General features: G+C 69.9%; 13 protein-coding genes. 5 read left to right on the top strand and 8 right to left on the bottom strand.

The window, feature by feature from the left end:
• Positions 1-75 precede the first annotated feature (75 nt).
• Positions 76-543, bottom strand: coding sequence for a rhodanese-like domain-containing protein (locus tag ACODTB_RS24525; RefSeq protein ID WP_291112364.1), 468 nt, complete (start codon positions 541-543; stop codon positions 76-78).
• Between the two features lie 338 nt (positions 544-881).
• Between ACODTB_RS24525 and ACODTB_RS24520 the strand changes: the two genes are divergently transcribed.
• Positions 882-2234, top strand: a complete 1353-nt coding sequence (locus ACODTB_RS24520) for an LLM class flavin-dependent oxidoreductase (RefSeq protein WP_291112366.1) — start codon at positions 882-884, stop codon at positions 2232-2234.
• Position 2235: 1 nt separating this feature from the next.
• Here the strand turns inward: ACODTB_RS24520 and ACODTB_RS24515 are convergent, their stop codons facing one another.
• Together ACODTB_RS24515 and ACODTB_RS24510 are read right to left on the bottom strand one after the other, a co-directional pair.
• Positions 2236-3243, bottom strand: a complete 1008-nt coding sequence (locus ACODTB_RS24515; protein ID WP_488929832.1) for a cytochrome-c peroxidase — start codon at positions 3241-3243, stop codon at positions 2236-2238.
• Entirely contained in the window at positions 3240-4085 is an 846-nt protein-coding gene (locus ACODTB_RS24510) for a transporter substrate-binding domain-containing protein (RefSeq protein WP_291112370.1), read from the bottom strand. The genes ACODTB_RS24515 and ACODTB_RS24510 overlap by 4 nt, the downstream gene beginning before the upstream one ends.
• A gap of 185 nt (positions 4086-4270) precedes the next feature.
• Here ACODTB_RS24510 and ACODTB_RS24505 point away from each other — a divergent pair, with 185 nt between their 5' ends.
• From ACODTB_RS24505 to ACODTB_RS24490, 4 genes are all read left to right on the top strand, one after another.
• Positions 4271-5353: an ABC transporter substrate-binding protein gene (locus ACODTB_RS24505; protein WP_488929831.1), complete on the top strand. Its 1083-nt coding sequence runs from the start codon at positions 4271-4273 to the stop codon at positions 5351-5353.
• Between the two features lie 7 nt (positions 5354-5360).
• On the top strand, positions 5361-6200 hold the full coding sequence (locus tag ACODTB_RS24500) for an ABC transporter permease (protein WP_291112374.1): 840 nt from the start codon (positions 5361-5363) through the stop codon (positions 6198-6200).
• Between the two features lie 127 nt (positions 6201-6327).
• On the top strand, positions 6328-7110 hold the full coding sequence (locus tag ACODTB_RS24495; protein ID WP_291112376.1) for an ABC transporter ATP-binding protein: 783 nt from the start codon (positions 6328-6330) through the stop codon (positions 7108-7110).
• Complete coding sequence (locus tag ACODTB_RS24490; protein WP_291112378.1) at positions 7111-7542, top strand: tetratricopeptide repeat protein; 432 nt, start codon at positions 7111-7113, stop codon at positions 7540-7542.
• Here ACODTB_RS24490 and ACODTB_RS24485 read toward each other — a convergent pair.
• From ACODTB_RS24485 to ACODTB_RS24465, 5 genes are all read right to left on the bottom strand, one after another.
• Positions 7461-8984 carry an FAD/NAD(P)-binding protein gene (locus ACODTB_RS24485; RefSeq protein ID WP_291112380.1) on the bottom strand — a complete coding sequence of 508 codons (1524 nt, stop codon included), beginning with the start codon at positions 8982-8984 and terminating at the stop codon, positions 7461-7463. The genes ACODTB_RS24490 and ACODTB_RS24485 overlap by 82 nt on opposite strands.
• A complete protein-coding gene (locus tag ACODTB_RS24480; protein ID WP_291112382.1) occupies positions 8981-9856 on the bottom strand; it encodes an ABC transporter permease in 876 nt (291 codons plus the stop codon). Before ACODTB_RS24480 ends, ACODTB_RS24485 begins: the two co-directional genes overlap by 4 nt.
• Entirely contained in the window at positions 9853-10749 is an 897-nt protein-coding gene (locus ACODTB_RS24475) for an ABC transporter ATP-binding protein (RefSeq protein ID WP_291112384.1), read from the bottom strand. The genes ACODTB_RS24480 and ACODTB_RS24475 overlap by 4 nt, the downstream gene beginning before the upstream one ends.
• 1 nt (position 10750) lies before the next feature.
• Positions 10751-11770 carry an ABC transporter substrate-binding protein gene (locus ACODTB_RS24470; RefSeq protein WP_291112386.1) on the bottom strand — a complete coding sequence of 340 codons (1020 nt, stop codon included), beginning with the start codon at positions 11768-11770 and terminating at the stop codon, positions 10751-10753.
• 133 nt (positions 11771-11903) lie between these two features.
• Complete coding sequence (locus tag ACODTB_RS24465) at positions 11904-12785, bottom strand: TauD/TfdA dioxygenase family protein (protein WP_488929830.1); 882 nt, start codon at positions 12783-12785, stop codon at positions 11904-11906.
• Positions 12786-12845: the final 60 nt, after the last annotated feature.

The following is a 12845-nucleotide window of genomic DNA, read 5'->3' as shown; positions in this document are numbered from 1 at the left end:
CCCCCCCCCCCCCCCCCCCCACGTCGGCGAGGTCGCGCACGACCTGCTGCAGGTCGAACAGGTGCGCGTCGGCCATCAGTCCTGCACCCATGGCAATCCGTGGAAGCGCCAGCCGTCCTGCCCGCCGCGGTGTTGCTGCGCGTCGATCTCGCCCTCGAAACCTTCGAGCACGTTGAACACCTGCGTGAAGCCGGCCTTGGTGGCGGCCTCGGCCGCCAGCGCCGAGCGCTTGCCGCTGCGGCACAGCAGCAGCACGCGCGCTTCCTTGCCCACCTTGGCTTCGAGCTCGCGCACGAAGCGCGGGTTGCGCGTGAGGCTGGTGCCCGTGGCCCAGGGCACGTGCAGGCTGTCGGGCACATGGCCCACGAACTTGCGCTCTTCCGCGCTGCGCACGTCCACCAGCCGGGCTTCGCCGGCCGAGACCAGCGACCAGGCGAGTTCGGGCGGGATGCCACCCGCGTAGGGCAGGCCCCGGGCCTGGGCGTCGCGCCCGATGGCGTCCAGGGCGTCGAGCAGCGTGGGGGATTCGATGGCAACCGTCATGTTGGAGACCCTTGGTGTGAAGTTGGAATGCACTCTAAAAGCGCCGCTTCAACACACAAACCATTGTTTTTTTGTTTCTTAATTGCCCAAACATCTGAGCCAGGGTCACGCTCCAAAAAAAACCGGCCGATGCAATCCTCCCCCCAGGAGACAACCAGGGTTCTCTGCATCCCCGCATCGGCCGGACCAGTCGTTTCCAACACCGGTGCATGAATGCTAGGCCGCATGCTGCGTTGCCGCAACGAATCAGAACGGCTATGGATATGCGGTTTGTTTCCTTCCTCGGGGGCGCTCGCGCGCCTAGATTGGCGGGCTCGATCCACTGGGAGCACACCCGCATGAGCAAACGACAGCTGCGCCTCGGCGCCTTCATCATGGCCACCGGCCACCACGTCGCCGCCTGGCGCCACCCGGGCTCGCAGATCGACTCGGGCACCAACATCGACCACTACATCGAGGTCGCGCAGACCGCCGAGCGCGGCCTGTTCGACCAGGTCTTCGTGGCCGACAGCCCGGGCATCTGGGGCACGGGCGACGACGAGTCCTTCAGCCGCCAGGGCCGCATCTCGCACTTCGAACCGGTCACGCTGTGGGCCGCGCTCTCGGCGGTGACGAAACACATCGGCTTCGTCGCCACCGCGTCCACCACCTACGAAGACCCCTACCTGCTCGCGCGCAAGTTCGCCTCGCTGGACCACATCAGCAAGGGCCGCGCGGCCTGGAACGTGGTGACCACCAGCAACGACAGCGTGCACGGCAACTTCGGCCTGGACGCGCACCCCTCGCCCGGCGAGCGCTACGCCAAGGCCACCGAGTTCGTGGACGTGGTCAAGGGCCTGTGGGACAGCTTCGAGGACGACGCCTTCGTGCGCGACCGCGAGTCCGGCGTGTACTTCGACCCGGCCAAGCTGCACGAGCTCAACCACATCGGCAAGCACCTCAAGGTCAAGGGGCCGCTCAACCTGGAGCGCTCGCCGCAGGGCCACCCGGTGATCGTGCAGGCCGGTTCGTCCGAAGACGGCAAGGAACTCGCCGCCGCCACCGCCGAGGCCATCTTCACCGCCTGGACCAGCCTGGCCGAAGCCCAGGCCTTCTACCAGGACGTGAAGGGCCGCATGGCCAAGTACGGGCGCCGGCCCGAGCAGCTGCTGGTGCTGCCCGGCATCTCGCCCGTGATCGGCCGCACCGAGGCCGAGGCGCAGGCCAAGTGGGCCGAGCTGCAGGCGCTGATCCACCCCTCGGTGGGCCTCTCCACCCTGGTGCCGTTCTGGCCCGGCGAAGACCTGCGCCGCTGGAACCTGGACGCGCCGCCGCCGCACTACCCCGAGCCGCCCAAGGGCATCAACAGCCGCGCGCACGTGGTGATCGAACTCGCGCGCCGCGAGCGCTTCACCGTGCGCCAGCTCTACGAGTACCTGGCCGGCGCGCGCGGGCACTGGGTGGTGATCGGCACGCCCGAGACCATCGCCGACCGCATGCAGGAATGGTTCGAGAACGGCGCGGCCGACGGCTTCAATGTCATGCCGCCGGTGCTGCCGGCTTCGCTCAACGAGTTCGTGGACCTGGTGGTGCCCGAACTGCAGCGGCGCGGGCTGTTTCGCACCGCCTACGAAGGCCGCACGCTGCGCGAGAACCTGGGCCTGGAGCGGCCCATCAGCCGCCACGCGGGGGCGGCGCGGCTCGTGGCCTGATTCACAGGGCCTGCAGAAACGCCTGCAGCGCGGCGATGTCCGCCGCGCTCAGCGGCAGCGCCTGCAGGTGGGGCGAGACCCGCTGCGCGCAGGCGTACAGCGGGTCGTTGGCCACGCCCACGCGGCCGTTGCGCGGGTCACCGCCGCCGCGCGCGTACAGGTTCAACACCCCCGCCAGCGAATCGAACAGGCCGTGGTGCATGTAGGGCGCGGTGCGCGCCACCCCGCGCAGGCTCGCGGTGCGAAAACGTCCCACGTCCTCGCACCGCCGCGTCACCCCGAAACGGCCCAGGTCCTGCGAAGGCTCGCCGAAGAAGGCGATGCCCAGGTTGTGGAAGCGCCCGTCGCTCAGCGTGGGGCCGAAGTGGCAGTTGGCGCAGCGTGCGCTCGTGCGGAACAGGTGCAGGCCCTGGAGTTCCAGATCGGTCAGCGCGCGGTGCTCGCCCTGCGCGAAGCGGTCGAAGCGGCTGCGGGTGTGCAGCGTGTGCTGGAAGGCCGCGAGCGCTTCGCCGATCCGGGCGGGTGACATCCCCATGCGCCGGCCGACCGCGCCCAGCGACGGGTTGGCCATCTCGCGCGGGTCGGTCAGGGGGCGCAACGACTGTTCGGCGAGCGAGCGGGCCGCGCCGTCCCAGGCCCAGTGCGCCCGCGTGGCCACGTCCTGCAGTCCCGGCGGATTGCGCCGGCCCGGCGCGCCCCTCACACCGGAGGCCGTGGGCGCGCGCACGGTCCAGCCCTGGTCGGGCCGGTGGCAGCTGGCGCAGGCCACGCGGCCGTTGGCGGAGAGGCGCGCGTCGAAAAAAAGTCGCTGGCCGAGCTGAACGAGCGGCGCAGGTGGCGCGGGTGGTAGTGCGAGCGCCCCCAGCTCCACGAAGGCCACGCCGTTGTCGATCCAGGGGGCGGGCCATTGGCTGGCCGGCTTCTCGTAGAGTGCGCGCAGTCGCTCGCCCGCGACTGCCGGGCCGCTCAGGCCCAGCGCGAGCGCCAGCGCCACGAAGAACCGGGTCAATGGCAGTCCGGTCCGGTCTGGTCGAAGTAGACCTCGAAGGCCACGTTGGCCGCCCACTTCTGGCGCCGCTGCGCCCAGGCCGCCGTGGAGCCGATCTCATGCACGGCCGCGCGGATGGGCGCGGCCAGGTCGTTCCGGCCTTCGGCCAGCCAGGCTTGCAGCGCGCTGTCGCGCGTGGCGGGCAGGGTGGCGGAGAACTTGCGCCATTCCTTCTGCGCCAGCAGCGGCTCCAGCTGAGAGCCGTCGAGGATGGCCGCCGCGCACTCGCCGGTGCGCACCTGCACCAGGGCCTGGGCCGGCGCCTCGAACACTTTGAGCCGGCCCTGGACGCGCTCGGCCTGGGCCTGGGCGCGCGGATTGTCGGCCGTCACGCACACCACGCGCCCGGCCAGGTCTTTCCAGGCGCGCACATCGGTGTCCGCCCGCATCGAAACGCTCAGGCCCGACTGGTAGCCCGTGGCCAGCACGCGCAGGCCGTCTTCCCGGGGGCGGGCCTCGTCGGCGCGCGTCAGCACCAGATCCACATCGCCCTGGCGCAAGGCCTGCGCCTGCGCATCGGGCGGCAGCGGCACGATGAGCGCGTCCACGCCCAGGTGCCGCGCCAGTTCCCGCGCATACACCGCCTCGAAGCCGGCGTTGGTGTAGTCGCGCTCGCCGGTGCTCACGGGCAAGGTGGCGGGCGCCACACCGATGCGCAGCTGTTTCACCGGCAGGGGTGCGGAAGACGCGGCGCGCGACTCGATCGCCATGAACACGGCTGCGCACAGCGCCGCGAGGCCCAGCGCGGTGAGCCAGGCCAGGCGGCGCAGCGGGCGTTGGTGGGAAGCGTCGATGGAGCTCATGGGAGAGGGATTCTGGGCGCGCCATCGCCTTCGTGTGGCTCGAAATGCGCATAAGCATCTGCGCCATTTGCGGCCGCATATCGGTGTCCGTTTTCCTTCGTTGGCCAGTGCGCGCCGCGCCCCAAGAATCGGCGCGTCATTCACACCACCTGACAGACGAACCCTTGGAGAACCTCATGACCGTCGTGACGAAACACAGAAGCCCCCGCAACCGCCTGCGCGCCCTGAGCAGCGCCGCCGCCCTGGCCCTGGGCCTGATCGGCCAGGCCGGCACCGCCGCCGCCGAGGTGCTGCCGGCGATCAACCTGCAGCTCACACCGTGGACCGTGATCGCCCGCGAGAAGGGCATCTTCAAGGAAGAGTTCAGCAAGGTCGGCACCAAGGAGGTCAACCTCATCGCCTCCGGCGGTGCGGAACTGGTGGGCGCCGAAACCGGCGCCCTCAGCAAAGGCGCGATCTCGATCGCGCAGCGCATGATCTACCCGGCCACGGTGCACCGCGCCAACGGCCTGGACGGCGTCATCATCTGGGCCTCCGAGACCTCCAACCGCTACCGCGCGCCGGTGCTCGCTGCCGTGTCGAACAAGTCGGTGAACACCCTGGCCGATCTGGACGGCAAGAAGTTCGGCAGCAGCCGCATCAGCTGCTACTGGTCTGCCCCCACCGAGGCCTTGAACTCGGTGGGCCTGCCGCTGGACACGCGCCAGACCAAGGGCCGCGTGCGCTACGAATCGATCGACAACCCCACCGTGGCGATCTCGGCGGTGATCTCCGGCGCCCTCGATGCCACCACCACCCACCTGGCCGCGGGCAACGCCACCGGCGCCTGGCTCTCGGGCAAGCTCAAGGTGATCGGCCATGTGCCGGACGATGGCGTGTACGTGAACCACGCCGGCCGCGTCACGTACTTCGCCAAGCGCGAGTTCGTCAACAAGTACCCCGAAGCGGTGCAAGCCTTCCTCGCCTCTCGCGAACGCGCCATGGCCTGGACGCTGGACAACGTGGATGAGGCCGCCAAGATCGTCTCGCGCGAAACCCGCGTGCCGGTTGAAGTGGCCAAGTTCCAGATCACCCACCTGGGCCAATGGGAGTTCATGGCCGGCGAGCCCAACGCGCAGCGCGCGCGCAACTCCATCAAGACCTTCATCGACTGGTACGTGAAGCAGGGCGACGACATCCTGAGCGAACGCCGGCTGACCGACGCGCAGGTCGATGCCTTCGTGGACGGCCGCTTCTTCGCGGGCGGCTCGCACTCCATCTACCGCTGAGCGCACCATGAACACGCTGACGCAAAACCTTCCCTCCACGGCGCCAGCGTCGGAAGCTTCGTCCTTCGGGACGAAGCTCCAGCAATGGCTGGTGCCCAGCCGCGCGATCGGCTTCCTGCTGCCCGCCGGCGTGCTGCTGCTGTGGCAGACCGCCGCCAGCCTGGAATGGATCGACCCGGTCTTCCTGCCCGCCCCCATCAAGGTGGTGGAGGCCTTCTTCAAGATGCTGACGGAGCAGCGGCTGTTGTGGGACTTCGCCGTGAGCCTGTCCCTGGTCGCGCAGGGCTTCCTGTACGGCGCCTTCGCCGCGCTGGTGCTGGGCGTCGGCGCGGGCCTCTCGAAGCGCTTCGAGCAGTTCCTCTCGCCCACCTTCGACACCATCCGCCACATCCCGGGCATTGCCTGGTTTCCGCTGATCGTGCTGTGGCTGGGCCTGGGCGCGCCGGCCAAGATCCTGGTGATCGCCAAGACGGTGTTCTTCCCCGTCTTCCTCAACACGCTGCAGGGCATCCGCAGCGTGGACAAGAGCTACATCGAGCTGGCCGAGGTGATGACGCTCACGCGCTGGCAACTGGTGCGCAAGGTCATCCTGCCCGCCGCCACGCCGACCATCATGGTTTCGCTGCGCTACGCGGCCGGCCTGGCCTGGGCGCTGGTGGTGGTGGCCGAAGGCCTGAGCGGCCTCGAAGGCCTGGGCTTCCTGATCTTCCGCGCGCAGGGCCTGCTGCTCACCGACCAGCTGCTGGTCTGCATGGTCATCATCGGCCTGGTGGGTTTCGGCATCGACCGCACCATGTATTTGCTGCAGCGCCGCGTGCTGCGCTGGAAACAAGGCTTCGAAGGCTGACCCACCCCCGCGCCACGCCTTCGGCGTGTCACCCCCTCAAGGGGGCACCGCCAGTGGCCGGGCAAAGCCCGTTCCACGGCGGTAGCTAGGTCAGGCACTTCGCTTCGACAACTTTTTAGGATTTTCCATGGCAGAACCCGGTCGCCTTGAAGTCAAGGCCGTTTCCAAAAGCTACTCCGTGCCAGGCCGCCCGCGCCTGGATGCGCTGGTCAATGCCAGCTTCAACGTCGAGCCCGGCGCCTTCGTGACGCTGGTCGGCCCCAGCGGCTGCGGCAAGTCCACGCTGCTGCGGCTCATCCTTGGCCTGGACAAGGACTACGAGGGCGACATCCTGCTGCACGGCGAGCGCATCGCCGGCACCAGCCTCTCGCGCGGCATCGTGTTCCAGGACCACCGCCTGCTGCCCTGGATGACGCTGGAGCAGAACATCGGCCTGGCGCTGACCAACGCCACGCTCCCGCCCGAGCAGCAGCGCCTGACCATCCAGTCGCACATCGAGCTGGTGGGGCTCAAGGGCTTCGAGAAGGCCTACCCGCACGAGCTCTCGGGCGGCATGGCGCAGCGCGGCGCGATCGCGCGCGGCCTGGTCGGTCAGCCCGAGATCCTGCTGCTCGACGAACCCCTGGGCGCGCTGGACGCGCTCACCCGCGTGCGCCTGCAGGAAGAGCTTCTGCGCATCTGGCGCGCCGAGGGCGTGACCATGATCCTGGTCACGCACGATGTGGACGAGGCCATCTTCCTGAGCGACACCGTGATCGTGATGAACGCCAACCCGGGCCGCATCGTCAGGCAGGTGAAGGTGGACCTGCCGCCGGGCCCACGCGACCGCGTGAGCCCGGCGTTCGCCGCGCTCAAGCGCGAGATCCTGGTGGCCATGGGCGAGGCGGCACCGCAACTGGCGGAGGCCTGAGTGAGGCGCCGGTTCGCCGCCGTCGTGGCGGCCATGCCCCTGGCCCTGGGCGCGGCGGGGGCCCCGCCGTCGTCTGACCTGCCCGATCTCTCCGCCGTGCGCGCCCTGGTGTACGCCGGCGACTACACGAAGGCGGTGCAGCGGCTCACGGCGCTGAGCGAGACCGTGCAGCACGCCGAGGTCTACAACCTGCTCGGCTACAGCCTGCGTCAGCTCAAGCGCTACGCCGAGGCCGGGCATTGGTACCGCGAGGCCCTGCTGTACGACCCGGAGCACCGGCCCGCGCTGGAGTACCAGGGCGAGCTGTTCCTGGCGCTGGGCGACGTGGCCGGCGCGCGCAAGAACCTGCGTTACCTGGAGCTGCTCTGCACCGCCAAGCCCTGCGCGGAATACGAGCTGCTGAAGAAGGCGCTCGACAAGGCGGGGCGCTGAAGCGCCTCGTACACGTCCGGCAGCATGCGGTGGATCTGCGCCGCGATGAACATCGCCCCGCCCGGGTCGCCGAAGGTGCCCAGCGTGGGCGGGCCGATCAGGCGGATGCGCGACAGCGCCTGGCCTTCGCTGTCGATCACGCGGCAGTTCGCATCCACCGCATAGCCGATGCCGCAGGCATCCGGGCGCAGCGTGCCGTGCGACACCAGGGCCTGCAGCAAGGGGTTGCCGGCGGTGCGCGCGGCGGCGTCCAGCCCGGTGCAGTTCACCACCACGTCGAAGGTCTCGGTGCGTGGCGTGCCACCGCCCGAAGGCTGCAGCACGGCGTCGATGCGGTGCGTGCCTGCCTGCGCCGCCAGGGAGCGCAGCCGCGCCGCCACATGCACCACCCGGCCGGCGGCCAGGGCCTCGCGGTTGATCGCCGCCGTCTGCGGTGGCGAGCGGAAGCGGTGCACGTCGTACCAGGGGCGCACGCTGCGCAGGAAGCGGCGCTGCTGCGCCGGCGGCAGGGTGGGCCAGAGTTGCCACACGGCGTCGCGCAACTCGTCGAAGGGCACATTCCAGCTCTCGCCGCGCGCCACGGTCTCGCGGATGCGCGCACGCAAGGTCTTGATCCAGGTGCGCAGTTCGGGCTTCACCTCGGTGAGGAAAGCGGGCGCGGGGCCGAGCAGCCGGTCCAGGTTCTGGCGGCCCACCGGGTGGGCCACCACGCCGCTGGCCAGCGGCTGCGGGCGAGGGTGCAGGCCCCGGCGCGAGACCACCGTGACGCCACCCGCGTGGCCTTGCCGCTGCAGCGTGGAGACCACGTCCAGCGAGGTCAGGCCGCTGCCTATGACGAGCACGCGCGCCTCGCGCGGAATGCCCAGCAGCCGCGCCGTCACCAGCGGGTTCTCGATCACGCCCGGGTGTCGGGCCAGCGCCGGGTCCAGCGGGGCCTGCAGGCGCGGCTCGGCGTTGCCGGTGGCCAGCACCAGCAGGTCGGCCGCCAGCGTCTGGCCGTGTTCGGTGACCGTGGTGACCTCGCCGTCGGCCTCCCAGGCGTGCACCGCGCGGTCCTGCAGCGTGCGGATGGTCGAGCCCGTGGCCGCCCAGCTCGCGTGGCTGCGCACCATGGCTTCGAGGTAGGCACCGAGCACCGCGCGGCGCACGAAGGCCGTGCCATTGGCCTGCACGGCCTGCGGGTCGGCCTCGAACACGCCGTGCGCTTCGCACCAGCGCGTGAAATGTTCGCCGTCGACGGGATCGACCGCATGCACCCAGGTCGGGCCGTTGAGGCGGTGGTCGGGGTCGTGCGTGGCGTAGGCCAGGCCGGGGCCGACGCGGTCGCGCGATTCGATCAGCGTGATGGCCAGCGGCACCGGGCTGTGGCGCACCAGCTGCACGGCCGCGCTCACGCCGGAGAAGCCACCGCCGACGATGGTGACGCGGCGCGGCGCGCTCATCGCGCCACGCCCCAGCGTCGGATGGTGAGTTTTTCGACCGTCTGGAACACCACGCTCTCCACCAGCAGGCCGATGAGGATCACCGTGACCAGCCCGGCGAACACCTTGTCGGTGTAGAGCTCGTTGCGGTTCTGGAAGATGTACCAGCCCAATCCTCCCTTGCCGGAGGAAGCGCCGAACACCAGCTCGGCGGCGATCAGCGTGCGCCAGGCAAAGGCCCAGCCGATCTTCAGGCCCGAGAGGATGGCTGGCAGGGCCGAGGGCACCAGGATCAGCAGCACGTAGCGCACGCCGCGCAGGCCGTAGTTGCGCCCGGCCATGCGCAGGGTGTCGGGCACGGCCTGGAAGCCCGCGAAGGTGGCCAGGGCCAGCGGCCACAGCACGGAGTGCACCAGCACGAAGACCAGGCTGCCGTTGCCCAGACCGAACCACAGCAGCGCCAGCGGCAGCAGTGCGATCGCCGGCAGCGGGTTGAACATGGACGTGAGCGTGGCCAGCAGGTCGCGCCCGATCTGGGTGGACACGGCCAGTGTGGTGAGCACGAAGGCCGCCACGATGCCCAGCAGGTAGCCCTGCAGCAGCACGGCGAGTGACGCGCGGGCGCGCAGCAGCAGCTCGCCGCCCGCGATGCCGTCGACGAAGGCATGCGCGGTCTGCCCGAAGGTGGGCAGCAGCAGGTCGTTGTCCTGCCAGCGCGCGAGCACTTCCCACAGCAACGCCAGCGCGAGCAGGATCAGGGTCTTTCGCACCCAGGCCTGTTGCCACACGCGGCGCTGCCAGGGCAGGGGGCGCTCGGCCGGGGTGTCGCCCAGCGCGGGCAGCGGGTATTCGGCCTCGGGCCGGATCGGGGGCAGGGCGTCGGCCAGGCTCATAGGTGGGGGGTCTCGGGCCCGAACAGCAGGCCGTGGATGCGTTGGGCGGCGGCCTGGAAGGCGGTGCCGCCGCTGCTGCCCAGGCCGAATTCGTGCGCCTGGATCTCGGCGCGCAGGCGGCCCGGGTGCGGCGAGAGCACGCCGATGCGGCTGCCGACCACCAGCGCTTCTTCGATGGAGTGCGTGACGAACAGCAGCGTGAAGCGCACCGTCTCCCACAGGGCGAGCAATTCTTCCTGCATGCGCCGGCGCGTGAGGGCGTCCAGCGAGGCGAAGGGCTCGTCCATCAGCAGCACGCGCGGCTGCATGGCCAGGGCGCGCGCGATCGCCACGCGCTGCTTCATGCCACCCGAGAGCTGGTGCGGGTAGGCGTTGGCGAAACCGGCCAGGCCCACCTGTTCGAGCACCGCGTGCGCGCGCTCCAGCGCCTCGGCGCGGGCCAGGCGCCCGGTGGCGCGCAGCGGGAACATCACATTGCCCAGCACCGTCTTCCAGGGCGGCAACTGGTCGAATTCCTGGAACACCACGATGCGGTCCGGCCCCGGGTCCGTGATGGCCTGGCCGTCGAGCCGGATCTGGCCCTCGCGCGGTGCGATGAAACCGGCCGCCGCCTTCAGCAGCGTGCTCTTGCCGCAGCCCGAAGGCCCCAGCAGCACATAGCGCTCGGCCTCGAACACCGACAGGCTCACGCGGTGCGTGGCGCGCACCACCTGCCGGTCGGTGGCGTACTCCAGCGAAACACTGTCGAAGTCCAGCAGCGGCCGGGGCAGGGCGGCCGTGGGCAGCTTCTCGGGGCCGAACACGGCGCCGCCTTCCTGCTCGCGCGTGGCGCGCAGCAGGTCCTGCATCGGCGTGCCGATGGCGTGGCGCTGCAGGACGTGGGCCGCGTTCATGTCAGTTCGCCGCCGCACTGTGCGGATCGTCGAAGAAGTAGTCCTTCGCCGAGGCGGGCTTGTTCTTGATCGCGCCGATGCCGTGCATGAAGGTCGCGAGCTTGAAGGTGTTCTGCGGCGCGAGCTTGAACTGCACTTCGGGGTTCCTGATGATGGAAAGCAGCAACTGGCGGTCGATCGCGCCCTGGCCGGTGCGCAGGTAGATGTCGGCCGCACCCTCAGGGTTGGCGGTGATGTACTGCGCGGCTTCCTGCAGCGCGGCGGTGAAGGCGCGGTAGGTCTTGGGATTGTCGTTGCGGAATTTTTCGGTGGCGTACAGCACCGTGGCCGAGGAGGGGCCGCCGAGCACGTCGTAGCTGTTGAGCACGATGCGCGCGTTCGGGTTGCCCACCAGCGCCTGGTTCTGGAACGGCGGGTTGCCGAAGTGCGCCGTGATCTCGGTGCCGCCCTTGATGATGGCGGCCGTCGCGTCCGGGTGGGGCACGGCCACCTGCAGCTTGTCGAGCTTGTTGTACTGGTCGTTGCCCCAGCGCTGGGCCGAGGCCAGCTGCAGCACGCGCGACTGCACCGACACGCCCACGGCGGGCAGGGCGATGCGGTCCTTGTCGCTGAAGTCGGCAATCGTCTTCACGGCCGGGTTGTTGCTCACCAGGTAGTACGGGAAGTTGCCCAGCGAGGCCACGCCGCGCACGTTCTGCTTGTCCTTGGTGCGGTCCCAGATGGTCAGCAGCGGGCCCACGCCCGCGCCGGCGATGTCGATCTGGCCCGAGAGCAGCGCGTCGTTCACCGCGCTGCCGCCCGAGAGGCGCACGAACTCCACCTTCACGTCCAGGCCGGCGGCCTTGCCGTGTTTCTCGATCAGCTTCTGGTCTTCCGCCACGTTGAGCAGCAGGTAGACCACGCCGAACTGCTGGGCGATGCGGATCTGGCCTTCGGCGTGGGCGGCCAGCGGCGCGGCCAGCAGGGCCGAGGCCGAGAGCAGGGAGGCCAGCAGGCCTTGAACGAAAGGGCGTTTTTTCATGGTGTTCGCGTTGAGAAAGGAGGCATGGAATGGAGGGGGAGTTCGTCCAGAAATGCCGCGGAACTGGCTTTGCCAGGCCGCAGGCATTGGCCCCTGGAGGGGGACGCGCGAAGCGCGGCAGGGGTGTTCATTTCTAGAACGGCACGTGGCCTTCGATCGTGGTGCGGAACAGGCGGCGGCGCTGATCGGGCGGACAACCCGCGGCCAGGTGCAGCACCGAGCGGTTGTCCCAGAACACCATGTCGCCTGGCAGCCAGCGGTGGCGGTAGATGTAGCGTTCCTGCGTGCTGTGGGCGTACAGGGCCTGCAGCAGCGCCTCGCTGTCGCCGTCGGGCAGGCCGACCACGCGGGTGGTGAAGTGTTCGCTGACGAACAGCGCCTGGCGGCCGGTTTCCGGGTGCGTGCGCACGATCGGGTGGCTCACGGTGGGCACGGCGGCGATCTGCTCGGGCGAGAGGTTGGGCCGCCAGGGGCTGCGGCGCTGCAGCTCGGCGTACACCTTGAGGTAGCTGTGCTCGGCGCGCTCGCCCTGCACCGCGCTGCGCAGCCGCTCGGGCAGTTCGTCCCAGGCCAGGTGCTGGTTGGCGAACAGCGTGTCACCGCCCTCGGCGGGCAGTTCCTGCGCGTGCAGGAAGGAGCCCAGGCTGGGCCGCTCCTTGTACGACAGGTCCGAGTGCCAGAACACCCCCGCATCGCCCAGGCCGATGGGTTTGCCGTTCTCCACGATGTTGCTGACGATCAGCACCTCGGGCTGTTCCGGGTGGGCGAACTGGTGCAGCACATGGCGCTGCAGCGGGCCCCAGCGCGCGCTGAAGGCGACCTGTTGCGCGGGGGTGATGCGCTGGTCGCGGAACACCAGCACGTGGTGCCTGAGGTGCGCGCGGTGCAGGCGGGCGAAGTCGTCGTCGGACAGGGGCTCGGCGAGGTCCAGGCCCAGCACCTCGGCGCCGAGCGCGTCGCTCAGCGGTTGGATGTGAAAGTCCTGCCGCACGGGGGGAAGCTCTACAAGAATCATGGTCCGCCCATGCTAGGCAGCCCGTCGCGCGCAGGGAACGATCCTTATCGAGCAGCGATA

This window comes from Hydrogenophaga sp. FG152 (assembly GCF_057809615.1).
This window is presented reverse-complemented; position numbering and strand designations above follow the sequence as displayed.

Coding starts and splice junctions, on each gene's coding strand:
- ACODTB_RS24525 (WP_291112364.1), bottom strand. CDS start 543: ATGACGGTTGCCATCGAATCCCCCACGCTGCTCGACGCCCTGGACGCC.
- ACODTB_RS24520 (WP_291112366.1), top strand. CDS start 882: ATGAGCAAACGACAGCTGCGCCTCGGCGCCTTCATCATGGCCACCGGC.
- ACODTB_RS24510 (WP_291112370.1), bottom strand. CDS start 4,085: ATGAGCTCCATCGACGCTTCCCACCAACGCCCGCTGCGCCGCCTGGCC.
- ACODTB_RS24500 (WP_291112374.1), top strand. CDS start 5,361: ATGAACACGCTGACGCAAAACCTTCCCTCCACGGCGCCAGCGTCGGAA.
- ACODTB_RS24495 (WP_291112376.1), top strand. CDS start 6,328: ATGGCAGAACCCGGTCGCCTTGAAGTCAAGGCCGTTTCCAAAAGCTAC.
- ACODTB_RS24485 (WP_291112380.1), bottom strand. CDS start 8,984: ATGAGCGCGCCGCGCCGCGTCACCATCGTCGGCGGTGGCTTCTCCGGC.
- ACODTB_RS24480 (WP_291112382.1), bottom strand. CDS start 9,856: ATGAGCCTGGCCGACGCCCTGCCCCCGATCCGGCCCGAGGCCGAATAC.
- ACODTB_RS24475 (WP_291112384.1), bottom strand. CDS start 10,749: ATGAACGCGGCCCACGTCCTGCAGCGCCACGCCATCGGCACGCCGATG.
- ACODTB_RS24470 (WP_291112386.1), bottom strand. CDS start 11,770: ATGAAAAAACGCCCTTTCGTTCAAGGCCTGCTGGCCTCCCTGCTCTCG.
- ACODTB_RS24465 (WP_488929830.1), bottom strand. CDS start 12,785: ATGATTCTTGTAGAGCTTCCCCCCGTGCGGCAGGACTTTCACATCCAA.